Here is a 24,262-nt window from a genome sequence, read left to right on the forward strand (position 1 = left end):
TATCTTTTCGTGAATGGGTTCATATCCCGTTCAGAAATTGAGTTGGGGGGGTTGGGGTCACCTATGAAAATGGCTGTCAAGGGGCGAACCTGACCGTCTGCGATCCAGATCTCTGCGCGTCTCAGTGGACGATGCGTCAGTCACCTATACGGGCTCACGGCCCAGGATAAAATGGGACCCGGTCGCGCAATCAAATCTCTGGGCCTCCCTCCGGCTCGTGAGGCGGGTCACAAAGGACTTGGATTTGTGAAGATCAATCCCGATATACTGGCTCACGGCTGCACCTCCTGGTTGAGGGTTGTGCCCTCCCGTCCGCGGGAGTGAGCACTGCTGGAGCATTCGCTCCATGGTCCATCGAGACCGCATTCTACCTCAGCCTCGACGGTGCAGCCGTTTTCATTTAATTAGATCTTGTGTTGTGCATATCCGTTTGACCTGCAAGAAGACGCCAAGCTGATGCTCGCCAGAAGTTTGTCCTGGCAGGGGTCAACTTGCCTTCTTCTGTTCTTCCTTCAATCGCTCGGCGATCCACAGCTTGATCACCGATTGCCTCGTGACGCCAAGGCGACTTGCTTGTGCATCCAGTGATTCGATGATCCAACTGGGAAAATCGACGTTCACGCGTCTCTGTTCATGCCCAGGACGGCGCGCCTTGGAGAGAGCAAGATGAGGCGTCACGTCTTTTCCTTCATCAAACATCTTCTCGAGATTCTTTGCTTTCATAGTAGAGTTCTCTTTCTTCCTTTCTGGCTCTTCGCACCGAAATCAACCGGATGCATCCCTTCCGATAGGTGAAAAAGGCAGACCACAGCTTTTGGTCGAGGGCCGCAATGAGCACATGCCGGGGTTCGTCTTCTGTTCTCGCTGGGATTTCGAGCCGGTCCTCATCTTCCCACAATTGTTGCGCCTCGACAAAATCGATCTCATGTTTCTCATGGTTCGCCTTGCTCTTCGCGGCATCGAACTCGAAATCCATTCTGGTATAGAAAGTATACCAATGGAGAGCCGTTCGTCAATCCAGGAGGATTCGGCGCTCAACCCGCGCAATCGGATTCCGTTTCCATCCCGAGAGGACACTGCGTTGCGCGAGCGGCGGGGTGAATCGAGCAAGAGTCGAACTCAGGGTCAGATCTTGTATTGTGCATCCGTCTCTGCGTGAAACTGATTGATCCCACGACCACTCAGGCGGTTCGTCGTGACCGTCCCAGCTTCCCTCCCTTTGGATCGGAGAGTCTACCCGTGGTGGCTAGCTAGGCCGGCGCCATTGCGGTTTTGAGGCATCGAACGAACTGGCGACGCGCCGGATCATGGCGGGATCCTGTTGGTGGGATGCGATGCGTTTGACGATGGCGCTGCTGACGATCACCCCGTCAGCCATTCTCGCACATGATGGTGTCCCGTTGCCCTGCGAAGGGAGCAGCCACAGTATGTCCGTGAATGGCGGATTGAGACCGCAGCGCTGCGCAGAAGTTAGGCAGCGGATTGTTTGGTCACGTCCCAGCCGGGAAATACCAGGACAGCGGGGTGGCATTGCAGGACACGCGCCAAGGTTTTGGCCCGCTCGACGCCCAAATTGATCGTGTCGGTTTCAATGGCTGAGATGGTGGACTGAGGAATCTTCGTCCTTCGAGCTAACTCGCTCTGCGTGAGCCCCTGAAGTTCACGGATAATCCGAACGGATTCTCCCACCGACACGGTCACCCGTGTTTTTGCCGGATGAATGTCCTTGCGTCTCATCATTGCCTCCGATAATCGTGCGCGTCAGGTCCATGATTATCACTTGACCACGTATGTGGCCGAGCGGCTGGTTAGGCCGGCACCATCGCGGCCTTGAGCGATCGCACAAACTCGGCGACGTGTCCGATCATCGCAGGATCCTGCTGGTGAGACGCGATGCGTTTCACGATGGCGCTGCCGACAATCACTCCATCCGCCACCTTTGACACCCTCGCTGCATCTTCAGGAGTCGCCACGCCAAACCCCACGGCGACAGGGGTAGCGGAGACTTTCTTCAGCTTTGCAACATTGTGCTGGACATCCTCAACGTTGCTGAGTTTCGCTCCAGTGATGCCCGTCAGTGAGACATAGTAGACAAATCCGTGCGACTCTTTCGTCACAAGTTTTCGCCGATCAGTCGTGCTGGTCGGCGCGAGCAGGAAGATCAGCGAGAGTCCGGCTGCATCCGCCGGCGCCTTGAGCGGCCCCGCTTCGTCCGGCGGCATATCGGGCACGATCAACCCATCCACTCCAGCGGCCTTCGCAGCGTGGCAAAATTCTTCACAGCCCATGGCGTGGATGGAATTGTAGTACAGCATCAGGATGATCGGGATATTCGTCCGCTGCCTCAGCGATGTGATGGAAGCCAGGATTTTCCGGAGAGACGTGCCGTTCCGCAACGCCCGCTCCGCAGCCTGCTGAATCACCGGTCCGTCCGCGATGGGATCCGAGAAGGGCACACCCAACTCGATGATATCGGCGCCCGCCTGTTCCAACGCCAACACCAGTTGTTCTGTTTCAGCCAGCCCGGGATCTCCCGCCATCAGGTAGGCAATGAGGGCCTTCTGTCTATTCTTACGCAGGCCTTCGAAGGTGGTTTCCAGTCGTCCGCTCACAATGACACGCCTCGCACTCTTGCCACTTGTTGCACATCCTTGTCACCACGACCAGAAAGGTTGGCGATGATGAGCTGCGATTTCTTGAGCTTGGGCGCCAGCTTGACGACGTGCGCAATCGCATGGGCACTCTCGAGCGCGGGAACGATGCCTTCTTCACGTGCGAGGATATCAAAAGCCGCCAGCGCCTCGCTGTCTGTCGCATAGGTGTAGTCGATGCGGCCTTGATCATGGTAGAGACTATGTTCCGGACCCACAGCCGCGTAATCCAGACCGGCCGACACCGAATGAGTCAGGTTGATCTGTCCGTTTTCATCCTGAAGCAGGTAGGTCATGGTGCCTTGCAAGACACCTGGCTTGCCGCCTGAAAATCGAGCCGCATGTTTTCCACTCTCAACCCCAAGACCTCCGGCTTCCACGCCGATCATCTTGACCTTGGGATCGCGGAGGAATGCATGGAAAAGACCGATCGAATTGCTTCCTCCCCCGACACAGGCCACGAGATAATCCGGTAATCGCTTCTCAACAGAAAGAATTTGTTTCCGAGCTTCCCGTCCGATGATGGCCTGAAAATCACGGATCATCATGGGATAGGGATGGGCTCCCAGGACCGATCCCAGCACATAGTGCGTGGTTTGCACGTTGGTCGTCCAGTCGCGCATGGCCTCGCTGATGGCATCCTTTAGGGTGCGGCTGCCGGCATCGACGCCGGTTACCGTCGCACCCAACAGACGCATGCGAAAGACATTCAGCGCCTGCCGCTGCATATCTTCCGTACCCATGTAGATTTCGCATTCCAGGCCAAACATCGCAGCTGCCGTGGCAGTGGCAACACCGTGCTGACCAGCTCCCGTCTCGGCAATGATCCGTTTCTTCTTCATACGGAGGGCAAGCAGAACTTGCCCGATTGCGTTGTTGATCTTGTGCGCACCGGTATGGCAAAGGTCTTCCCGCTTCAGATAGATCTTGGCGCCACCCAACTTCTTGGTCAGCCGATCGGCACGATACAAACTCGTGGGCCGTCCTACATATTGTTTGAGGTAGTAGGCGAGATCCGTTTGAAATCGGCGGTCTCTTTTTGCCTTGGCATACGCTTCTTCCAACTCCAAAAGCGCCGGCATGAGGGTCTCTGGTACATACCGGCCACCATAGGACCCGAATCGGCCATGACTGTCTGGAAGCATCGGCATCTAATCAACCTCTCCGCAATGGATCTTCGTGAGTATAGCGATGGCGATCAGACGGACACAAGTCTGGCCGCTTCCATAAAGGCCTTAAGCTTATGGTGATCCTTCCTGCCCGGACTCTGTTCCACTCCACTGCTGACATCGACTCCATAGGGGCGCACCACTCGGATCGCTTCTGCCACGTTTGCCGGATTCAAACCACCAGCCAGAATAACTGGAGCAGATCGAGCCGCTTCCTCGGCTAACGTCCAATCGACCGTTTGTCCCGTGCCTCCATATGCCTGGTCTGAAAAGGCATCGATGAGAACCCCCCGCACGTTCGCACGCCCTTGGAATTCAGCCAAGGCGAGAAAGGTACCGCGGTCCTTCAGCCGAATAGCTTTGAGAACCGGGCGGCCCAGGTTCTGACAATACAGAGCTGATTCATCTCCATGGAGTTGAGCCAAGACAAAGCCACATTCATCCATGAGTGCTCGAACCCTCTCCGCCTCTTCATTGACGAACACCCCGACCGACAGCACAAAAGGCGGAAGACCGGCTATTATAGCTCTCGCCACCGCCGGCTCTACCCAACGTGGGCTTTTGCGGTACATGACAAAACCCAAGGCATCCGCGCCGGCCCTTACCGCAACGTTCGCGTCTTCTCCATTGGTAATGCCGCAGATCTTGATCTTCATGCCGAACGATTTAGGCGACCCCCTCCCCGCGTGCAGCAAGGCCGAGTAACTCTCGGATTTTGTCCGCTGTGTGCTCGGCGCGAATGAGCGACTCTCCGATCAACATGGCGTGCACGCCGGCTTCGGTCAGTTTTGTCACGGCATCGCGATCGTGAATTCCGCTTTCACTGATGATCAGCTTGTCGGAAGGAATTCTTTTCGCCAACCGGAAGGTCACATTGAGGTCGGTCGTGAACGTGTTCAGATCCCGATTGTTGATCCCGATCATCCTCGCAGTGGGAATCCACTCCAGGACCGTGTCCAACTCCCGTTCATGATGGGTTTCGAACAGGCTGTCCATGCCGAGTTCGGTGGCCAACGCATGGAAGTCCATCAGTTGTCGACGCTCCAACGCCGCCACAATCAGCAACACGGCATCGGCTCCGTGGGCTCGTGCTTCATAGAACTGCACGTCACCGACCATGAATTCCTTATTGAGCGCCGGGATCGGGAGTGCGCGCTTGATCTCTTCAAGGTACGGAAGGTCGCCTTGGAAGAATTCCTGGTCGGTCAAGACGGAAACGGCCGACGCGCCCTGCTCATGGTATGTACGGGCAAGCCCTAGATAATCGAACTGTTCCGAAAACTCCTCTCGCAAAAGCCCAAGGCTCGGCGACGCTTTCTTGATTTCCGCGATCAAGGCCGGACTGGTGGGGGGCTTTGTTGCATTCAAGGTGACGGCAAACCCAAGAGCCGGCGGGGCATCCCGGATCTTCGCCTTGAGTTCGGCCAGATAGGAACGGCTCTGTTTGTGTCTGAGTTCAGCTCGCTTGTGCTCAAGGATGCGATCGAGAATCATGAGTCAGTCATGCTTTCTTGGTAAAGGCAATGAGCCGATCCAGCTTCTCTGCTCCGGCACCCGAGTCGATCGTCTGCTGCGCAAGACGGAATCCATCCTTGAGAGTTTTCGCTTTTTGGCCGACGACCATCGCGGGCGCGGCATTCAAACACACGATGTCCCGTCTCGGCCCCTTCCGGCCCTGGAGAACTTCCTTCGTCATCCGTGCGTTTTCCTCCGGCGAGCCGCCGACGAATTCTTTTCGCGCCGTACGCCGGATCTCGAACTCCTCCGGCGCGATAAAATAGCCTGATACGACACCACCTTTACCCTCGGAAACTTTCGTCCGATCCGACAAGGTGACCTCATCCAGTCCATCCAGACCGTGAATCACGAAGCAATGTTGCGAGCCTAGTTCCAAGAGAACACGCCCGAGGATATCCGTCCATTTCGCATCATAGACTCCCAGCACTTGATGCATGGCGCCTGCCGGATTCGCCAGCGGGCCAAGCACATTCAGAAGGGTCCTGATTCCCATCTCCTGTCGGACCCCGGCACACTGTTTCATGGCACCGTGATAGAGCGGCGCAAACAAAAACCCGATACCGACTTCGTCGATACAATCGGCCACGCGGCCCGGCTCGAGGTCGATCTTCACGCCGAGCATGCTCAGAACATCCGCGCTGCCGGATCGAGACGAAACGGAGCGATTGCCGTGTTTAGCCACGGTAATGCCGGCCCCTGCGACCACGAATGCCGCGGTCGTGGAGATATTAAACGTCTCGGCCCCATCCCCGCCCGTTCCGCAGGTATCGACAACGATCGACGACCCGACCCTGATTCGGGTCGCTCGTGATCGCATGGCGTTGACCGAACCGACGACTTCAGCGACTGTTTCACCTTTTTGCCTGAGTCCCATGAGATAGGCGGCCATCTGAGCCGAGGTTGCAGCCCCATCCATGATTTCCAGCATGACCGTCTCGGCCTCTCGGGCAGAAAGGTCGGTTCGGTCGGCCAATTTGGCAAGCGCGTCTTTGATCATGAGGCTCTCAGCAAAGTAGACCTCTTGCAGAATGCTCAAAAAGGCCGTCCGGCAAGGCCGCAGCGAGTGAGGCGGTGAGGCGTACCCTTCGGTACGTTGAGCCTCTGAGCGAGGCGAGAACGCCGCTGGCGGACTTTTTCAGCATTCTGTTAGAGTTTTAAGAAGTTGCGGAGTAAATCTTTTCCGACGGTCGTCAGAATCGATTCGGGATGGAATTGGACCCCTTCCACAGCAAGTGTTTTATGGCGGAGCCCCATGATCTCACCCTCGGCGGTCTCGGCGGAAATTTCACAGCAATCCGGAAGATTGACCCGATTCACGATGAGAGAATGATAGCGCGTCGCTTCAAATGGATTGGGTAACGATTGGAAGATGGTCTTGCCGTCGTGCTTGATCTGCGACGTCTTTCCATGCATCAAGCGGGGGGCACGGATGACCTCTCCTCCGAAGGCAACGGCCATCGACTGATGGCCCAAACAGACGCCGAGAATGGGCAGCTTTCCTCCAAACCGACGGATCGCATCGACTGAAATACCGGCTTCTTTGGGCGTGCACGGTCCCGGTGAAATCACGAGACGGCTCGGATGCAGCTCCTCGATCTGGTCGAGCGTAATCTTGTCGTTTCGGTAGACTTGCACATCCTCGCCTAATTCTCCGAGATACTGGACAAGGTTGTAGGTGAAGGAGTCGTAGTTATCGATGACGAGCAGCATAATTGGCTAACCTACCCCATAACTGTAGCACGATAGCAGAAATGCAGTGCCCGCTCCAGTGCTATGACACGGCAAGGTTGCTAAACTGCGGGGCACGCGTTCCATTCCTGTCGGGGCTCCACTTTGCTCACTCGGCTGGTCGTGTCGGTCGACCCACTGGATGCGGCAATCCCACCTTGCCTCTCTCAAGTCTTGGTTTGCGGACACCCGATTGGAATCGATCAAACCGTCCACCTGCGACCGTTCCGTGGACAATCGGTGGACATCCACCTACTGGTCAGTCCTCTGAGAACTATCACCGTATCGGCGTTGCTTCAATTTGCGGAGTACAGCTCTGAAAAGGCTGGTGTCGACAGTTCGATTCTGTCCCTCGACACCACATTCCCTTCAAAACAGTACTGGCAGGCTGCGGAAAAACCCTCCGTTCATCCTTCGAGAGCCTCAGGACGAACGGAGCGGCCATTGAATTTATTGAGGTTTTCCGTTCGTGCTGAGCTTGTCGAAGCACACATATCGAGTTTTTCCGCAACCTGCTAGACAATAGCCGCCTCACGCCATTCTTCCCCTCCCCCTGTTTTCAGCATTCTTCAGCGTCCTTTTTGGCCAAATGGTTATCCAACGCTTTATTTCGATTCGAGCAGTTGCCCATTCTGACCCACTTGGAAGACCAACAGCTTGCGAGCGAGGACACCGTGGCGATCAAAGGACGTGGGGCCGAGAAAGGATGGGAGCGCATCGGCCTGCTCGAGATAGGCACGGAGTTGCTTGCCGGACGCAGCACCTCCGCGAATACCCGTAAGGATCACCTCGGCCGCCTCATAGGCTTGGGCAGCAAACGGAGTCGACTCGGTACCGAAGCGCTGCCGATAGGCCTCGACAAACTTTCGCGCGGAGGGAGCCTGGCTCTCTGCGAAAAAACTATCGACGAACAGGCCTCCCTGAATCGCTTTGTCGGGAAAGTGTGCCAGGTCCGAGCTGTGCCAAGCGCTGCTTCCGAGGAGCCGCACCTTCAGGTCGTGGAAGCGCAGTTGTGTGGCGATGAGGACGGCTTGCAGAAATGATCCCGGCAAATAGATCGCGTCAAGGGAGCGATGGGAGGATAGGGTGTGCTGCCCCTTCCCGTCCTGGCGACTGTCGGATGCTTTCCCGCGGTTCGTTTGACGATCCTGTTGAATGCGACGCCAGTAGGCGGATTTCAAGCGAGCGATCTGCTTCGCAAAGTCGGTTTCCTGCTCCTGATAGGATTCCACGTCGATCACCTCGCCTCCTTGGCGCTTCGCTTCCTCAACAAAGAAATGAGCCAGTTGGCGACCGTAGCTATTGTCCGGGTGCATGACGGCGAATCGGCGGTAGCCGAGTCGACCCATCGCATAGGCCGCGAGCTGCTCGGCCTGAAGCCGATAGGTCAAAGCCGTGCTGAACACATAGGGACTGAGCTGCCGCACGTTAGGCAGGGTGGCAATGGGGGTGATGAGGGGCACCTTTTCATCATCGGCCACCTTGGCGACGGCTTCCACCTGCAGGGACAGGAGCGGGCCGATCACGGCCAGCGGGTGCGAGTCATGCAGCAGTGCGCTCAACTGCTTCTCGATTGGTGTAGCGCCGTGTGCCGTATCATGGAGGGCAAGCTGGACCACCACCTTCCCAGTCTCGCGGTTGTGCCGATCGATCGCAAGTTGAATCCCGCGCAGGACCTCTTGTCCATGCGGAGCCATCGGGCCGGACAGAGGAAGCAGCGCGCCGATCCTGAACAAAGGCACGGTAGGAGAGACAGATGGGCCTTGCTTCTGGCTCGATGGAGCCTGGCAGGACGTGATGAGAAGCAGGAGGGTTAGAAGACAGCAGAAGCGGCCGTCCATGCGAAACATCTTGGGACGCACTGCTTCGTTAGCTTTGGTATCATTGCTATCTCTTGAACAAGGGCATGGTCGACTGAAACATGAGCGAAACATCGAGTGCTATCCTAAATCTGAGAACAGCACCGCACATGCGGGAAGGAACCATAGAACAAGTCACGGCGACGTTACCGCCTTTGAAGCAACGCCGTCTGTCGGAAGCCGGGGGCGCTGGTGTTGAACAGAGGGGTGCCGGGCCAGCGCATAGCGAGTTCAAGGGCCGCAGCGACACGTTGACGTTGTTTGCCGATCCGGAGCACGTGATTCAATGACTCAATGGCCATCGGTTGACCGCAGAGATAACGCGTCCCGTTTGTGAAGCGACTCTTGTTTTGGCTCCACCACTTCTCAATCAATTGAGGATCGGACCAGGGCAAATCTTCGTCGGCATCCATCGCTACATTCTCATCTTCCGGGTCTTCTGTTGGCCCAGCTTCAAAGCCTTCCGGCTTGTCTGTATCCAAGTCTTCATAAGCGAGATCGATTCCGGTGATGAAGGTGAAGGATTCTCCTGCCACCCGGGCCATATTCGGATTTGCCATCTGTTGAATGAGCCAGGGAATGTTGGCTGGATCACCCATCACTCCGGCTGCTTGCACGGCAAAGCGAAGCGTCGCCGGATCGCTGGCGAGCACCTTCAGCCAGGTCTGACCTAGCTCTGTAGACATCTGTCTTAGCGCCATTGCACAAGCCTGCTCGCGTTTGGGGGGCCCGCTTTTCACAAACTGACGCAACACAGGAATGGCCGCTGGCTCTCCAAGCAAGGCACCGGACCAGGCTGCCCAATATCGCACTGTTTCATCCTCGGCCTTGAAGTTTTCCTTCACAGCACCGAGCAAATCCTTGCGTCCCAACTCACCAACGGCTTTCAACGCACGTGCGCACAAGACGAGATTTCGAGACGTAACGGCTTGCGTCAAGGCTTGCTTAGGATCAACGCGGTGGACGGCACAACCAGCAATGCCGACCTGTCGATGAAGATGCACCTGCGACGTAAGGAACCGCTGAATGTGCGGGGAAGCCTGCTCGAAGGGAAGCCACCCAAGCGCGGAGATCATACCAGTGACGAGTTCCGGTTTAGCCGTCACAGCATCAAGCACCGCCTGAATGCGCGCCTCAACTCCGGATTCGAACGCCATGACGGAGGCGGCAAACACTTCACCAGCCTCTTCGTTCGCCAAAGCGGCCTTGCAGAACTCCCATCCAGCTTCCCCGGCCACCCGCAACCCGTCCAGATGTGCCTCAACGCGGTCATCCAGCTTCGCCAGATCCTTCAACGGATAGTGCGGTTGACGGATCGCATTCGACCGGAGCAACCAGAGAAAGGCCGCTTCTTCGGCATGTTGGGAAACAATCTCGGTGATAATCATAGGTTCTCTCGACTTACGACTGTCGCATCCAGCCTGATCGCACTTACCATTTAAAAGATCATTGATCTCATTTGCAAAAGGGGCTCACATGGAGCGCATCGTCAACCTCCATATTGAAAAACTCCCCGAGGGCCTCTACCTTGCGACCTCGGACGCAATACAGGGTCTCATGGTGCAAGGCCGTACGATCCAAGAAACCATCGAGATCGCCCGTGATGTCGCCAAAAAGCTTCTGGAGGCAAAACAGGAACGCGAAGGAGAACTCCCACTCCCTCCCGCACGTGATGAATTCGATTATCCCCTCATTGTGAATGCCTAATAGGGCGACTTCCTGGGTTTAAGTATCGGGAAATCGTCTGACAACGCTTGCCTATGTGTTTCGCGCAAAGACTTGTTCCAATCTGTCTCTAGTGGCTCGGCTGAGTCCGCGGGGCGATCAGCTTGAGACGCGGAAAATAGGCACGAAACCGTCTGGCGTCCCGGGTGAGCAGTGGAAGGTCCGCCACCACTGCGTGCCCGCCGATGAAGAAATCCGGCAACGGCGCCACTTTCTTTCCACCTTGTCGCCGGTACCGCAGAAAGACTTTTCCAGCCAGAAACAAGGCCTCCTTCGGAATCGCCAGCATGCGGAAGCCCGCCGCACCAAGCGCGGCTTCGAGTTCTTCAATGCGCTCGAATCCGATCGACACCTCGGCGTAGATGATCGGGTTGATAAACAGCGGTCCTTCTTGTGCACACTGCTCGAGCACGCCTTGCGACCAGTCCGCCCAGGTTGGATCGTTCCCGAATACATCCAGGATGACATTCGCATCAACCAACACCCCTTCATCGGCCACGGGTCAACGCCATAATTTCCTCGGTCGTCATTTTCACCGTCGCAGTTCCGCGAAGCGCGGCAACGCGTGAGGACCTGGAAGCCGATCCATTGCGCTTGATGAGCCGATAGCTGCCATCCTTCTGCTTCACAAACTCGACTTCTGAATGAGGGTTGATCCCAAGCTCCTCGCGAACCTTCCTTGGAATCGTCACTTGTCCCTTGGTGGTGACTCGCATGCGGATACCTCCTCGTGTATTACTTTTAAGAAGTAAGAGTAATACAAAGGATGCCCGTCGTTCAAGGCCACTTGCTTGACATGGCCTTCATGCTCCGAGAGGATGAACGCGAAGCGTTTCCCGTTTCGCAGCCGCAAGCGACTGTCGGTCAAATGCCAAGAACGTCACGGTTGAGGACACCCACTCACGCAAACTCAATGCTGAAGCCAAATGCAACGCATCGTATCCACGTATCCACGCAACCCACGATGAGCCGCCAAGTCCCCTGCGTCCTTGACGATCCGGTCCGTGACTTCTATCGAGATATACCGCGTCCAATCCTCAACAAAAGCATCCACGATGCGACGATACGCCTGAGCCGATAGCCGAGCCTCCCGGCGAATGCGAGCAAATGTGGCTCGCGATTCGACATAAGCAAGCAGCGATGTCGCGACAGCTTCTGCCTCATCCATAGCCGCTGCGAGTTCTCGTGACATCGGTTCGTTCACATAGAGCTTGACCAACGCGCTCGTGTCCAAATAGAGCATCATCGGCGATCTTCAATCACCATCTCAGATAACGTCCGCTCGCGGATCACGGGCCGCCTGATTGCCCCACGCGGTTTTCCTCCACCCCAACGCACAGCTCCCTCACGCAGCAAAGGCTCTAATGCCCGCTTGAGGTTCGAGGTCCTGGCTGGAACAATACGTGCCACGAATCGCCCACGCTCTGTCACCATGATCTCCTCGCCGGCTTAGACAAGCTTTAAGTAACGGCTCAGCTGATTTTTCAACTCCCGCACACCGACTTGCGGCATAGCACCCTCTCGACTCAAATGATGCCACATTTTCGACGCCCACAACCTTCGACCCGACATTGATTCTTCAGGACAAGGATAGACCATTGATGCACGCTTCGATCATGATCGAGAGGCACCCACAGTGAAGAAACCACAGAAAAGCCGCTTCCCCAGCGCCCCCAGCGATCGCAGTCTGCGATCGAGTCTAAACCGTGCCTACAACGATCTTATGAAACCCGGTCAGTCTGACTTGCCATCCTTTACGAACAAGATTTTTCCCCCTTCTACCTTCCATAGGCCTGCGCGCGCGCTGACGTAAATTGGCTTTTGCCAAACCAGGTTGAGATAGACATGTATCTCAGTAGGCATTTCTGCGATGAGTTCAGTGACCACAATTCCCGCTGTATCGCGTGTTGCTTTGAGTTGCAAGCAACTTTTGGATAGTTTTGACGCCTGCAGCACCTTCAGCTCGTCTTCCGAGACATCGACCCGTACGTGCCCTCCAACTATGATGTCCTCCGGCTCCGTGGTCGCGGCAAGCAGATAGATCGCCCATCCTTTGAAACCTGCAACATTGCCGGGAACCATCACGGGATTGTATCGATCCGAGCATCTTTCGGTCAGCGCTTCAATGGCAAGCTGACGGGCACGAACCATGTTCTGTTGGAAGGGCGGAAGGGGTATAGGCGGGTCGTGCCTGGCTGCTTCACTCTTCCATGTCGGACCGGTCATTGAGTCCCACGTGAAACATACGTCGTATAGGCTCACATATTCGTCTGAAGTTTTTCCGAAGAACCGGACAACGGCGCATCGATTATCGGGTACGACAATCCACCCTTGCCGCCGTGTGTCAGTGCGCATGGTTGGATCTCTCGAAACAACATCAGCACCCTTCGCTGCTATGACATCCTCCATAAAAATCCGGCGCCCAATCTCCTCAGCCAAGCGTACTTTTTCAATCCATTCCTGCGGGAGCATCCTTGTTGATTCAGTAGCCGGAGAGTCCGCTGGAAGGGAAGCCAAACGGTCCTTCGTCCCGTGACACCCTACTAAGAAGAGCGCGACACAGAACAGAAGCATAACTGAGGGCATCGATCGTGATCTTGCTTTCATACCCTAGAGTTACGCAGAGTCACAGCAGCTTTTGCGGTCTGCGTGCTTCTGACAATCGGCACTTTTTCTTCGCTCGACATAGCGTGACCGCCGCACCCACCACCATATTCAAACTATGCGAAAAGTCGCATTTGCCGAAAGCCGGGCGAGTGGGTGTTGAAGAGCGGCGTGCCTGGCTGGCGCATTGCCAACTCCACTGCACTAATCGGCTGGAAAGATCTTAGCCCCACTCGCCTCTCCTTCGTGATAAGTCAAATAGTCATGCCAGACCTCGATTCTGCCCACCCATACCTCGCCCCTTTGGCCATCGAAACCGGCAGTGAGTGAATTACCACTGACCGCGACTACAGCCGCTTCCCAAGTTTGCGATGTTGCCATCCCCTTCATTGACCGCCCCACAAATGATTCCCGACTCCCTTTTTTTATTCTAACTTTCGAGCATATTCATCATTGCGGAGTCTTTTAATTAACTGAGCCTCGCAGCTCATTGCTAATCACGTTGTCAGATTGTGCGTCAGGGAATCGCGAGAATCGTGACGCTTCGATTGTGACGGTTCCGGTAATCCCGCCTTCTTGGGTCTCCTCTGCGGTGGTTCGTGTCACGGTATAGACGTAATTTCCTGGCGCGGAAAAGCACAGACTGGCATATTCATTTTCCTTCACCCGCGCGACCATGACGAACCCCAGTGCCACAGGCCCGAATCCTTTCGCGCAAAAGATATTCCCCGTGTTAAGCGATCCCACAAACCAGATGTATACCGGGTCGCCGCTCATATTCACCCACCTCACCTCGTCGAATCGGCCGGCAGTGATCTTCTGTGGAGTAAGATACTTACCTATTCCAACCGGAACGACCTGTCCTGTGAAAGATGATTCGGGAAAGACAGGGCGACTCGCACACCCCACTGTCACAAGGGCGATAAGATACAGAAAGACGAGACAGAATCGCTTTGGATTCATGGCCCCACTCCTTTCTGCCCATCTCGAACGATCGCTCACACGTAAAGAATGGGCCGTTCACTGATCGATGAGGATGGCGCGAATACAGACATCCAGCAATGATTCCCGACCCCCTTGTTTGTTCCGCGGCGATAATCATAGGTTCACTCACTTACGACTGTGTGAATAACATTGATCTTGGCCAACTGGCGGCGCTAACATATCTGCGATGAGTTTACTTGCTCGTATCACGATCAATCCCGCGCAGTGTGGAGGTCGTCCCTGTATTCGCGGCATGCGGATCCGAGTGAAAGACGTCCTCGACCTGCTTGCTGCGGGCGTGGCACCGGAGACCATCCTGCATGACTATCCCTATCTTGAGAAAGAAGATATTCAGGCAACCCTAGAGTTTGCCGCCGCCCAGTCAGATCACGTCATGCTTCGTGCCGGATGAACTTCCTGATTGATGCTCAACTCCCTCCAGCATTGTCTCAGCTCATCATATCTCTCGGTCATGGAGCCGTTCACGTCGAAGAAGCAGGAATACTCTTCGCAACGGATCAGGCGATCTGGGATTATGCTGTCGCCAATACCCAGACCATCATCACAAAGGATGAGGACTTTAAGAACATCCTCTTGCTTGCCTCCACGCCGACAACGCCCGTGGTCTGGGTCCGAATCGGAAACTGCTCCAACGCAGCGCTCATCGAATGGTTTCAACCTCTATTTCCTCACGTACTCACACACCTTCAGAAAGGCGAAATGCTCATAGAGCTTTATTAGCCCCTCATCCCGCTTTCGGCTGCTACGCGTAGATTCGTCACCCTAAAAAGGATCCCAATAACTGTGGACGCCACCGGTCCAATGCGTACGACTCGCTGTGCAGCGGATCCTCGATTTGCATGCTGTTTCACAGAAGAATGACTCCCGACCCCTTTATTTCATTCACGTCGTTACACCACCGTTCCGAATCATCCCGGCGACATGCCCGAAGGAACCCTTCGTGCCATCCTCAAACGAGCCGGAGTCTCACCGGACGAATTTCCAGACACCTCTCGTTGTAATAAGTCAAATAGTCATGCCAGCCCCCAGCCACGCTCTACCTTTGCGCAGTCACCCGTCGATCCCCGAAGCCGGTGACTTTCCATTTCCCCTTCTGTTCCTTGACGAGGTCCGCATAATATTGGTGCATTACTGGTGTGCGCGCGGGGTGTCTAACCAAACGGATGTTCGTTGCGTCTTCGTTACGTTCGAGAATCCAAGCGTCCACACGGGCGATACCATCTTTTCCAATGATGCAGTCGGCCACTTCCAATTCGCGTAGGAACTGAACTCGGTACTGAGCGAAGGCCTTTCCAAACACCTCGTTGGGGTTGCGCACAGAAGCCAGGACCGTCTGGCGAATGGCCTCAAGTTCTGGCGTATCAATTTCTAGTATTCCTGAATGCAACTGAAACTTTGCCGTCAATGGTTTTTCGTTCATACAATGTTCTCTGGTTACAGGCTTCCTTGCGTCGTTGGTATTACCCAAACAATGATAAAGAACAAAGAATTAGGCAAACGTCCTGGCTCACTAAGCTGTTTAACCAAGCGACCACGTTTTTTATACCTATCAAGGGCATTTGAATTGTTTCGGATCGATTCTTTTAACATTCTCTAGTCTCTGTGGACCGGGCATTTTGTCCCCCTCCTTGGCCTTCCTCCATACTCCGCTGTCTTTCACCATCGCACCATCTGCTGATTTAGTTGTGATTCCAAGTGGATACTCGGCATGCAACATATCGTATATGGCTTTGGTATCCACAACAGTTTTACCGCTGGGGTCAAGTTTTCTAAATTTTGGTTCGCCGCGAAGGCCCCGGGCGATCGCCCATTCTTCCCCTTTTGTGTATGCCTCCATCTCCTTGGCCTCCAAACTCATTGATGCGGGTTGCTCCGTATGCAGTACCTCGTGATAGACAGTTTGAGCAGCTCCTACACAATCAGTGTTCGCTGAGATGACCACCTTATTTCCATTCGCAGAACCTCCCCATTCAGCGGTATTTGATACCCATTTCCCCTTTTTGTAGATTTGATCATCAAAAAACACCTTGGCCTTTGTCACTCTTAGCTTCTGCGCTTTCTTGACAACCTCCTTATCTTTTTTGCACAGAATCCTCAGCAAGCAATTCATGTCCCATTTGCTTTTGGACAATCCCCCTTGTCTTACACCTGATAGGTTCACCGTATTCAGGTGATTATGAAACATCTTGTCGGTCAGGCGGCAGGCACCCTTCCCTTCGAGTTTTACATCAAACGAGAACGTGATCCAGGTCGCTTCTTTTATGAAGGTACCAGACGCAATGCCGCCAACAGTGCCAGCCTCATCTCCCGTACTCTTACTGAATTCGGACCCGTAGTTGGCGCACGTATTACCCCCGTCTGCCGCAATCGTGGTTGTCCCTTTTGCCAAATCGCTAGACATAGCGATGTTGGGATAAGAAATTGGCACGGGCCCGCCTGGCGATGGAGTTTTACAGACGTCAGGGATTGTTGCTTGAGAAATACCGTTGCTGCCTTTGTGGCAGAGGGTTAGGTTATTGACGTTGATCGTGACCGGCATGGCATCATTCCTCGGAAGCAACGTATTGTCTCAACAGTGCTGCTCCACGGAGGGGGGTGCGCGCACTACTGCTCCAAGACAAAGTAACCGATCCTTTGGCGTATCGGCGGTTCCAAGCTGCGAGGGGTAGCGCAAGGGCGAGGGGACCGGAGGCGGCACCCACATCTCCCCAACATTCGGCGGGGGCGGTAAAACTGCCGGGATCGTCGAAATATTCGCGAGTTCGACAGATGGTGAAGCCGTATTCGTCGGCGCGGTACGTTTCGCCGTTGAAGTCGCAGTAGCTGTGTGCCACAGGGTACCTGGAATTAAGGACGCCCCGAAACGCGGCGGTGAGGCCCTCGCCAATACACACAGTCTGTGTGCCCATGAGTTTCAGTTCCTGTGCAGTTGCTACGGCCAATAGTTCGGCCAGCGGCGGGAGGCCGAGGCGGCGGGCCGTCGCGCCGGTGGTGACGAGGCAGAAGCCCGCGCCTTCGCCTGGCGTGAAGCCCCAACTGTAATTCACGGAGTGAAGGCGTCCGCCGAAATCAATGGCCTCCAGCCGTTCCAGATCCAGCCATGAGTCCGCGCCGCCGACGAGGCAGAGGAAAGCTTCGCCTCGACGCAACTGGAGGCACGCGTTTTCGAGGGCGAGTAGTCCGCCCGCATGGCCGTCCAGGACCATCTCGATGGGAGGATCTGTGGGACTAAACCCTGTCCCAATGGCGAAGCGGTCGAGAATGTTCTGTCGCCGGGTCGAGTCGGGAATGTTTTCCACCGAAAGGGCGAGATGGACAGATATCTGACGACGCAGGGCATGGAATTGGGCTGCGAGTGGATGCAGAGCTTCCTGCGCGGCATCCACGGCGAGGGTGACGATACGATCGGCGAGCGGGAGGGTCTCATCCAGCCACTCGGCACGGGCTACGACCATCGGTTCGCCATGCTTGTCGATCATAAACGGGTGTTCGGCGTAGGCGGAGATGCCGCAACGCACGGCAGCGGCGGCGGCCAGCACCGAACGGCCCACGGGTGTCTGCGCGCCGGCGCCGACGATGTAAAAGGCCTCATCTGAAAGTGTCGGTGCGTTCATCGGACTAGACGGCAAGTTCGGCCTCCGATTCCTCTTGCGCTCCGAGCGGCAAGCGTTTCTTCTCGATGACGACAGTTTCCTTGAGCGTGTAGAGAGTGTGGTGGCAAGGCAAAGCGGTCTGCCAAACCATAATGAGGCGGCGTTCCTCTGGTTCGATGATGACGGTGTGGAGTTGACCGCGATGGTGCGTAGTGCCGCCGTCGATGCTGGTGCTAAAGCCGAGACTGACCCTGGGCAGTCGGAAGCGCAGGGTTCCTTCCGCGCTGAGGTTGACGAGTACGACTTCCTCGCCGCCTTGAAGGAAGCCGTTGACCTGCTGGTCAACCGGGGCGCAACGGAAATAGGCGTCTTGAAAATCTCTCGGGACAAGGGGCTGGCGCTCCTTTTGCCAGGCATCATCGTAGGTACCGGCAAGTTTGGCGCGCGACTGCCAGTCGCACGGGATGGGGCCAAAGCCGGCGGGGCTGAGCTTGGCCTTGGGATTACGGACGGGTTCGCCGACATACTCGCAGTTGGGGACTGGTTGGCCAGAGACCGGGGCGCGACCGACTCCCACGGGATTCTCTGGGTCACGGTGAGCATTCTCCTCCGCGGCCAAGAGACCACCCAGTGCGCGTTCGTAGCAGATGGGCATTTTGACGAACGGGCACGGCCGGCTGGTGGAAAAGCCAAATAAGCCTTTCTTCCAAGTGCGATCACCTACGATGTGCAGACGCTTCATCACTGGTCCCACCTGCCAGCCCACATCTGCGAACGGTGCAGGTTGCCCGCCTGGGGCGTGAGCATGAGCGTGAACAATCACGTCCGTGCCGGGCTTGGTGCGGACCAGATCCATGTCGTAACGCAGGCTGCTCCGGCCAGGCTCGCCGAAAAACTTCGGCGCAAGGCAAACGTCTTCCTGCTCTTCAGCTACCACGACCTGCTCGTCGCCTTTTATGAAAAAGGTCGCGCGTACCGCAACAATCCAAATCTCCGCGCCTTCGGCGTCACGCACGAACGCGCGATCGGCCTTGAAACGGGTTTGGTTATTGATAGCCCACATGGGTCACGTCAGTTGATTTGGACATTGCCGCCGCGAATCCGATTTGTGCCGGATGCGCGATTGAGCACTTCGGTTCCACGGATGCGCACGCTCCCATCGGCGAGGAGTTGGATGCTCGCCTTGCCGCAGCGAATGACGATCTCCTTGTGAGCCGTCAGTGTGAGGGTCTCACCATCGATTTGCACGTTATCCGGCGTCCCATTCCTCGACAGAATTTGATTCAGCAAAGCGGCGCCGTCCGTATCGAGTCGCTGGAGGAAACCCATGACGATCGGCTTTTCAGGGTCTCCCTCTTCGAACATGAGCACCACGTTGCGCATGGCATCACACGGTTCAATCTTGACGATCGAGCGAGCCATCAACATCCGATCAGTCGGATTGGACGGATAGTCCACGAACGGCAGGCCTGAGCCCTCCGTCTTTGCAATCACACCGATCACCACGCCGTTGATAAGCCGAGCTGACTCATTGTGTTCCAATAGCTCCACCGACGTTTCGCCTTGCCGTTCCATGTCAGTTCTCCACGATTTTCTGCGCTTTCATGGTGATGGTGCCGCTGCCTTTGATGTTAATGTTGTTGCCGTTGATCGTGATGTCGCCGTTACTTTTCATCGTAATGGATGCGCTGCCGGTCTTGATCGTGATCTGATCGCCGGCGTTGAGTGTCATGTTCTTTCCGGCCGAGATCGTGACATTGTTACCCGCTGTGATGCCCACATCCTTGCTGGCTTTCTCCGTGATGCTGCCACCCGCGTCTACTGACTTGTTGGCGCCCACCTTCTCACTGCTCAACGCTCCCACCACCACCATCTTCGCTCCACCGATCTCTTCTGCCTTGGCGCCCGCCACCGTCTCGTTCATGGCCGCCCCGACGCTGATTTGATAGGCCGCGCCGATGCTGAGCGCCTTGGCCAAGGTGATGGTTTCCGCCGATGCCATTTGGACGGTCTCGGTTTCGTTTCCTGCCACCGTCAGCACCATGTTGCCGCCGATGGTCTCCGCATGGTTCGCGCCCACTGTGATCGTTTTGTTCGCGCCGACCGTCTCACTCTGATCGACCCCCACCGTCTTGGTCCGACTGTTGGTCACGGAGAGTGTTTCGTCATGGCCGACCGTCTGGTTCTTGTCGTTCTCGATCGCAATCGTCCAATCCTTCTGGGCGTGGAGATAAATCTCTTCGCTCCCCTTCCCGTCTTCGAAGCGGATCTCGTTGAACCCGCCGCCGGTGGAACTGTTGGACTTGATCGTGCTCTTGGTCTTCTCGGAGGGCAGCGGATAGGGCGGCATGTTGTCGGCGTTGTACACCCGTCCTGTAATGATCGGCTGGTCGGGATCTCCTTCCAGAAACTCCACCAGGACTTCTTGCCCGATCCGCGGGATGAACATGGCGCCCCAGCTCGCGCCGGCCCAGACCTGTGCGACCCGCACCCAGCAGGAACTCTTCTCGTCGTGGGCGCCTTCGCGGTCCCAATGGAACTGGACCTTCACGCGTCCGTGCTTGTCCGTGTAGATTTCCTCACCCGAGGGACCGACGACGATCGCGGTCTGCGGGCCTTCGAGCCTCGGCCTCAGCGTTCTACAGGCGGGACGGAATGGCACGTCGGCGGGGATGCACTGAAACTCATTGTGGTAGGGCGGCTCGTTCGCCACATTGGCCGCCGCCTCGGCTCCGAGCACCTGCGGCTGGTTCCCCTTGTGCGTCACTTTCAGAGTCAGGTATTCGCGATTCAAATCGGACCTGTGATATTGCGCCAATGTGAAGCGATACCCCGGGATGACCCGGCAACAATCGCTCCGACCCGACCCCACCTGTCTGATCGACTGGGCTTCTTCCAGCCGTACCTTCGCCAATGGGGTTCGCTCGCTGCTGTCCCGGCATTCACCGAGGTAGTCGTAGGCTTCCAATTTGCCGTCGGTTTTGGCCTGTGCGTCTCCCGTGATGTTCAGGCGCGGTTTTTCGAAATCGAAATCCTTAAGCTTCACCGCCCCGCATCGGATCTGCCGATGGTAGCGGAAGTCCGAGATATGCTCCTCACCTGGGACGCCGGCGGTCGCCGGGGCGTGATACACAATGGATGAGGCGCCTGATGGCATCGCGTAGGCCGACGGGTCGTCGCCCATGACCAGAACATGATTCGTCTCACTGTGCTCGAAGTAGTACCAGATCCCGTACTGTTCCATGAGCCGGCTGATGAATTGCAAATCTGATTCGCCGTACTGGACGCAGTAGGTCCGTGCCTTGTAACGGCCCATGTTCAGCGCGAACCGGAATTGATTGGCGGTCTGGCCCGCATCGAGGAGGACCTGTTTGATGATGTCCGGGATCGTCTTCTCCTGGAATATGCGGCAGTTGGCTCGAAGCCCGAGTTTCCAGATCGCCGGCACCACCTCGGCTCGATAGAGAGCCCATTTGCCCTCTTTCCCCGTTTGTTCGAAGAGGCTGACCAGTCCGTGAACAAAGCGCGTCCCCTTGGTCCCTCGGGCGGTGAGCAGCGCCGGCTGGCCGACGATCTGATCGAAATCGATCTTCTGGTCCGACGAGGCCAAGTCCAGGCTGAAGCGAAAGATTTCGGAGAGGCCTTCGCTGCCTTCGAACCGAACGATTCTGAACTTCTCCGCCGGGTAGGCGCCGGCCTTGAAGACATGCGGCGCTTCCGTCTGCGTATCGACGATCGGCATGGTGCTTACCCTTGCGCCATCGCGACTGCCTGGCGCTCCGAGAACACGAGATTGAAATCGCCGTTCGGAGTCAGCGTTAAACTCAACCGGTCCGGCAGACGTCCCTCGCCCATGCGTGAGAGAATCTCCGTCGAGATCCGCGGAAGGAGGGATCCCTGCATGATATGGTCAATGTTGCGCGCGCCGGTTTCGACTTCGATGCAGCGCTGCACGATCTGCTCGACCACGGCCGGCTCGTAGTCAAAGCTCATCCGGTGGCTCTCCATGAGCCGCTGCACCAGACGGCTCAGCTTCAGCTCGACAATCATCTTCATGGCACCGGCATCGATGGGATAGAAGGGCACGATGGTCATGCGCGCCAGGAGCGCCGGCTTGAAATGCCGGCTCAGCAGCGGCCTGATGGCCCCGGTTACCTCTTCCGGTGTCGGCCTCCTCGCACCTCCACAGAGTTGGAGGATCATGTCCGATCCCAGATTGCTCGTCATGAAGATCACGGTGTTCTTGAAATCGATGACGCGACCCTCGCCGTCCGCCAACATGCCCTTGTCGAACACCTGATAGAAGATGTTCATCACTTCCGATTCGGCCTTTTCGACCTCGTCCAGGAGCACGACAGAATAGGGCCGTTGCCGAATCGCCTCGGTCAGCACGCCGCCTTCGCCATAGCCGACATAGCCGGGCGGCGAGCCGATCAATCGGGAGACCGTGTGCTTTTCCTGGAACTCCGACATGTTCAATGTAACGACGAAGCGCTCGCCGCCGAAGAGGGCTTCTGCCACAGCCAGTCCTGTTTCCGTTTTTCCCACGCCGCTCGGCCCGACGAACAGAAAGACGCCGATCGGGGTGGCCGGGTTCCCGATGCCCGCTTTCGAGGCCCTGATTCCCCTCGCGATGGCCTCGATCGCATGGTCCTGGCCTTTGATTCTGGTCTTCAGGCGCTCGTCCAATTGTAAAATGGTCTGGGCCTCGTCCCTGACCATGCGGCCCACGGGAATGCCGGTCCAGTCGGACACCACCTCCGCCACGACATCCGTATCCACTTCTATTCTAATGAGCGGATCTTTGCCCTGAACCTTGCGCAGGTCCGCCCTGGTTCGGTCCCACTCGGCACGATAATGGTCCACGTCGCGCCCTCCTTCTTCCAGCATTTTCGCCCGCATGGCCAGGACCGATTCAGCCAGCACCTTCTCCTCGTGCCAGCGTGCCTCCAATTGCTCCACCTCCTGCTTGCGCCGGGCAATCGTCTCGTCGAGTGAACTGATCCGTTCGGGCTCCACCGGAACACCGCTGAGCAGATCCCGTTGATAGGCTCCCCGTTCCCGTTCGAGCGCCTGGATGATCCGTTCGATGTCCTCCAGACGAGCGGGTTTGCTCGTGAGGCTGATTTTGATGCGCGCCGCAGCCGTGTCCAGCAGATCGACCGCCTTATCCGGGAGTTGGCGCCCTGAGATGTACCGGCTGGACATGCGTGCGGCCGCGACGACGCCTTCGTCCAGCACTTGGACCTGATGGGCCTCTTCGTACTTGCTCCGCAAGCCGCGCAACACCAGGATGGCATCCGCTTCGGACGGCTCATCCAGCTTCACGAGCTGGAACCGCCGCGCCAGCGCTGCATCCTTTTCGAAGTACCTTTTATATTCAGACCAGGTCGTGGCGGCGATCGTGCGCAACTCGCCGCGCGCCAGGGCCGGCTTGAGGAGATTGGCGGCATCGCCCATGCCCGCCATGCTGCCGGAGCCAACCAGCATGTGGGCTTCATCGATGAACACAATGATCGGTTTCGCTGAAGCCTTCACCTCGTCGATGACCGACTTCAGTCGATGTTCAAACTCGCCCCTCACACCGGCGCCGGCCTGGAGCAGACCCAGGTCGAGCGCCAGCATGTCCATATTCCGTAGAAGATCCGGCACGTCCCCTTCGACGATCCGTAGGGCCAAGCCTTCGACGACCGCCGTCTTCCCGACTCCTGCCTCGCCGACCACGATCGGATTGTTCTTCCGCCGGCGCGCCAGGATATCGATCATCTGCCTGATTTCCCGATCCCGTCCGAAGACCGGATCGATGCAGTTGGCGCGCGCCCGCGCTGTGAAGTCTACGGTGAAGCGCCCCAGTGCCGTTTCCGCTCCCCGACCGGCGGCTTCTCCTCGCGCCGCAGCCTTGGCTGCTTCTCCTTCCGAAGACTTGGCCGTCATGTCGAAGAACTTGTGCTTCAGTTCTTCGGCTCGGACCTGTTGCAACAGGTCTTCCCCAAACCCGTAGGCGAATCGACCGAGATCCTGCACCATCGCGAGAAGGAGCGCTCCGGACCGGATCTCGGATAAATTCAAATCGATCGAGGCGATCAGCCAGGTGTTCTGAAACCACTCGATGAGGCGCGGCGAGAAGACAGGCTTGGCGGTGTTTCCGGACTTGAATTCTTCCAGGGCGCGTTGCAGGACCTTCTGCAGGTGGGCCGGCTCAATCCCGAAATGGGTGAGGATGACCTGGATGTCGGCGGTTGAGTCATCCAGCAATTTGAGCAGCATATGCTCGACGGCGACCTCATAATGTGTGCGGGACAGACAGAGACCAGCCGCGGATTCGAGCGATTGGCTGCAGAATCGATTCAAGCGACGGATCAATGACCGTCTATCCACTCCATCCATAGCGCCCTCTTTCTCAACCTGCA

General features: G+C 56.7%; 27 protein-coding genes and 1 tRNA gene. 5 read left to right on the forward strand and 23 right to left on the reverse strand.

Annotation, left to right across the window (positions count from 1 at the left end; genetic code table 11):
- Nucleotides 1-486: 486 nt before the first annotated feature.
- Nucleotides 487-723, reverse strand: a complete 237-nt coding sequence (locus P0120_05945; GenBank protein MDF0673869.1) for a hypothetical protein — start codon at nucleotides 721-723, stop codon at nucleotides 487-489.
- 115 nt (nucleotides 724-838) lie between these two features.
- Here P0120_05945 and P0120_05950 point away from each other — a divergent pair, with 115 nt between their 5' ends.
- Nucleotides 839-1,159: a hypothetical protein gene (locus P0120_05950; GenBank protein MDF0673870.1), complete on the forward strand. Its 321-nt coding sequence runs from the start codon at nucleotides 839-841 to the stop codon at nucleotides 1,157-1,159.
- A 311-nt stretch (nucleotides 1,160-1,470) separates the two neighbouring features.
- Here the strand turns inward: P0120_05950 and P0120_05955 are convergent, their stop codons facing one another.
- The 7 genes from P0120_05955 to P0120_05985 form a co-directional block, all read right to left on the reverse strand.
- Nucleotides 1,471-1,740, reverse strand: coding sequence for a helix-turn-helix transcriptional regulator (locus P0120_05955; protein ID MDF0673871.1), 270 nt, complete (start codon nucleotides 1,738-1,740; stop codon nucleotides 1,471-1,473).
- A 68-nt stretch (nucleotides 1,741-1,808) separates the two neighbouring features.
- A complete protein-coding gene (gene trpA, locus P0120_05960) occupies nucleotides 1,809-2,612 on the reverse strand; it encodes a tryptophan synthase subunit alpha (protein MDF0673872.1) in 804 nt (267 codons plus the stop codon).
- The gene (trpB, locus tag P0120_05965; protein ID MDF0673873.1) at nucleotides 2,609-3,802 is read right to left on the reverse strand and encodes a tryptophan synthase subunit beta; all 1,194 of its coding nucleotides are present in this window, start codon (nucleotides 3,800-3,802) and stop codon (nucleotides 2,609-2,611) included. The genes trpA and trpB overlap by 4 nt, the downstream gene beginning before the upstream one ends.
- Nucleotides 3,803-3,849: 47 nt before the next feature.
- Entirely contained in the window at nucleotides 3,850-4,476 is a 627-nt protein-coding gene (locus tag P0120_05970) for a phosphoribosylanthranilate isomerase (protein MDF0673874.1), read from the reverse strand.
- Nucleotides 4,477-4,486: 10 nt separating this feature from the next.
- A complete protein-coding gene (gene trpC, locus P0120_05975) occupies nucleotides 4,487-5,314 on the reverse strand; it encodes an indole-3-glycerol phosphate synthase TrpC (GenBank protein MDF0673875.1) in 828 nt (275 codons plus the stop codon).
- 7 nt (nucleotides 5,315-5,321) lie between these two features.
- Nucleotides 5,322-6,374: an anthranilate phosphoribosyltransferase gene (gene trpD / locus P0120_05980; protein MDF0673876.1), complete on the reverse strand. Its 1,053-nt coding sequence runs from the start codon at nucleotides 6,372-6,374 to the stop codon at nucleotides 5,322-5,324.
- Between the two features lie 110 nt (nucleotides 6,375-6,484).
- A complete protein-coding gene (locus tag P0120_05985; protein ID MDF0673877.1) occupies nucleotides 6,485-7,048 on the reverse strand; it encodes an aminodeoxychorismate/anthranilate synthase component II in 564 nt (187 codons plus the stop codon).
- 308 nt (nucleotides 7,049-7,356) lie between these two features.
- On the opposite strand from P0120_05985, the gene P0120_05990 reads away from it, so the two are divergent.
- Nucleotides 7,357-7,427, forward strand: a tRNA-Phe gene (locus P0120_05990).
- Nucleotides 7,428-7,671: 244 nt separating this feature from the next.
- Here the strand turns inward: P0120_05990 and P0120_05995 are convergent.
- The gene (locus P0120_05995) at nucleotides 7,672-8,907 is read right to left on the reverse strand and encodes a penicillin-binding protein activator (protein ID MDF0673878.1); all 1,236 of its coding nucleotides are present in this window, start codon (nucleotides 8,905-8,907) and stop codon (nucleotides 7,672-7,674) included.
- A gap of 164 nt (nucleotides 8,908-9,071) precedes the next feature.
- Nucleotides 9,072-10,313, reverse strand: coding sequence for a TIGR02270 family protein (locus P0120_06000; GenBank protein MDF0673879.1), 1,242 nt, complete (start codon nucleotides 10,311-10,313; stop codon nucleotides 9,072-9,074).
- An 88-nt stretch (nucleotides 10,314-10,401) separates the two neighbouring features.
- On the opposite strand from P0120_06000, the gene P0120_06005 reads away from it, so the two are divergent.
- Entirely contained in the window at nucleotides 10,402-10,632 is a 231-nt protein-coding gene (locus P0120_06005) for a DUF1902 domain-containing protein (GenBank protein MDF0673880.1), read from the forward strand.
- Nucleotides 10,633-10,720: 88 nt separating this feature from the next.
- Here the strand turns inward: P0120_06005 and P0120_06010 are convergent, their stop codons facing one another.
- From P0120_06010 to P0120_06035, 6 genes are all read right to left on the reverse strand, one after another.
- Entirely contained in the window at nucleotides 10,721-11,149 is a 429-nt protein-coding gene (locus P0120_06010; GenBank protein ID MDF0673881.1) for a type II toxin-antitoxin system VapC family toxin, read from the reverse strand.
- Entirely contained in the window at nucleotides 11,139-11,366 is a 228-nt protein-coding gene (locus P0120_06015; GenBank protein MDF0673882.1) for an AbrB/MazE/SpoVT family DNA-binding domain-containing protein, read from the reverse strand. Before P0120_06015 ends, P0120_06010 begins: the two co-directional genes overlap by 11 nt.
- A gap of 194 nt (nucleotides 11,367-11,560) precedes the next feature.
- A complete protein-coding gene (locus P0120_06020) occupies nucleotides 11,561-11,896 on the reverse strand; it encodes a type II toxin-antitoxin system VapC family toxin (GenBank protein MDF0673883.1) in 336 nt (111 codons plus the stop codon).
- Nucleotides 11,893-12,084, reverse strand: a complete 192-nt coding sequence (locus P0120_06025; protein ID MDF0673884.1) for a hypothetical protein — start codon at nucleotides 12,082-12,084, stop codon at nucleotides 11,893-11,895. Before P0120_06025 ends, P0120_06020 begins: the two co-directional genes overlap by 4 nt.
- 300 nt (nucleotides 12,085-12,384) lie before the next feature.
- On the reverse strand, nucleotides 12,385-12,801 hold the full coding sequence (locus P0120_06030) for a hypothetical protein (GenBank protein MDF0673885.1): 417 nt from the start codon (nucleotides 12,799-12,801) through the stop codon (nucleotides 12,385-12,387).
- 918 nt (nucleotides 12,802-13,719) lie between these two features.
- Nucleotides 13,720-14,217 carry a hypothetical protein gene (locus P0120_06035; GenBank protein ID MDF0673886.1) on the reverse strand — a complete coding sequence of 166 codons (498 nt, stop codon included), beginning with the start codon at nucleotides 14,215-14,217 and terminating at the stop codon, nucleotides 13,720-13,722.
- A gap of 208 nt (nucleotides 14,218-14,425) precedes the next feature.
- Between P0120_06035 and P0120_06040 the strand changes: the two genes are divergently transcribed.
- Nucleotides 14,426-14,650 (forward strand): DUF433 domain-containing protein, encoded by a 225-nt coding sequence (locus P0120_06040; GenBank protein MDF0673887.1) that lies wholly within the window; start codon nucleotides 14,426-14,428, stop codon nucleotides 14,648-14,650.
- Nucleotides 14,647-14,979, forward strand: coding sequence for a DUF5615 family PIN-like protein (locus P0120_06045; GenBank protein ID MDF0673888.1), 333 nt, complete (start codon nucleotides 14,647-14,649; stop codon nucleotides 14,977-14,979). The genes P0120_06040 and P0120_06045 overlap by 4 nt, the downstream gene beginning before the upstream one ends.
- Before the next feature lie 316 nt (nucleotides 14,980-15,295).
- On the opposite strand, the gene P0120_06050 is transcribed toward P0120_06045, so the two are convergent.
- The 7 genes from P0120_06050 to tssH all read right to left on the reverse strand — a co-directional run bounded on the left by P0120_06050 (nucleotide 15,296) and on the right by tssH (nucleotide 24,239).
- A complete protein-coding gene (locus P0120_06050) occupies nucleotides 15,296-15,679 on the reverse strand; it encodes a hypothetical protein (GenBank protein MDF0673889.1) in 384 nt (127 codons plus the stop codon).
- 129 nt (nucleotides 15,680-15,808) lie between these two features.
- Nucleotides 15,809-16,798 carry a DUF4150 domain-containing protein gene (locus tag P0120_06055; protein MDF0673890.1) on the reverse strand — a complete coding sequence of 330 codons (990 nt, stop codon included), beginning with the start codon at nucleotides 16,796-16,798 and terminating at the stop codon, nucleotides 15,809-15,811.
- Nucleotides 16,799-16,802: 4 nt separating this feature from the next.
- The gene (locus P0120_06060; GenBank protein ID MDF0673891.1) at nucleotides 16,803-17,888 is read right to left on the reverse strand and encodes a beta-ketoacyl synthase N-terminal-like domain-containing protein; all 1,086 of its coding nucleotides are present in this window, start codon (nucleotides 17,886-17,888) and stop codon (nucleotides 16,803-16,805) included.
- Nucleotides 17,878-18,915 (reverse strand): DUF2169 domain-containing protein, encoded by a 1,038-nt coding sequence (locus P0120_06065; GenBank protein MDF0673892.1) that lies wholly within the window; start codon nucleotides 18,913-18,915, stop codon nucleotides 17,878-17,880. The genes P0120_06060 and P0120_06065 overlap by 11 nt, the downstream gene beginning before the upstream one ends.
- 8 nt (nucleotides 18,916-18,923) lie before the next feature.
- Entirely contained in the window at nucleotides 18,924-19,427 is a 504-nt protein-coding gene (locus tag P0120_06070) for a DUF6484 domain-containing protein (GenBank protein MDF0673893.1), read from the reverse strand.
- A 1-nt stretch (nucleotide 19,428) separates the two neighbouring features.
- Nucleotides 19,429-21,594 carry a type VI secretion system tip protein TssI/VgrG gene (gene tssI, locus P0120_06075; GenBank protein ID MDF0673894.1) on the reverse strand — a complete coding sequence of 722 codons (2,166 nt, stop codon included), beginning with the start codon at nucleotides 21,592-21,594 and terminating at the stop codon, nucleotides 19,429-19,431.
- Nucleotides 21,595-21,599: 5 nt separating this feature from the next.
- Nucleotides 21,600-24,239 (reverse strand): type VI secretion system ATPase TssH, encoded by a 2,640-nt coding sequence (gene tssH / locus P0120_06080; GenBank protein MDF0673895.1) that lies wholly within the window; start codon nucleotides 24,237-24,239, stop codon nucleotides 21,600-21,602.
- Between the last annotated feature and the right edge of the window lie 23 nt (nucleotides 24,240-24,262).

The organism is Nitrospira sp., assembly GCA_029194675.1.
Classification (GTDB): Bacteria; Nitrospirota; Nitrospiria; order Nitrospirales; family Nitrospiraceae; genus Nitrospira_D.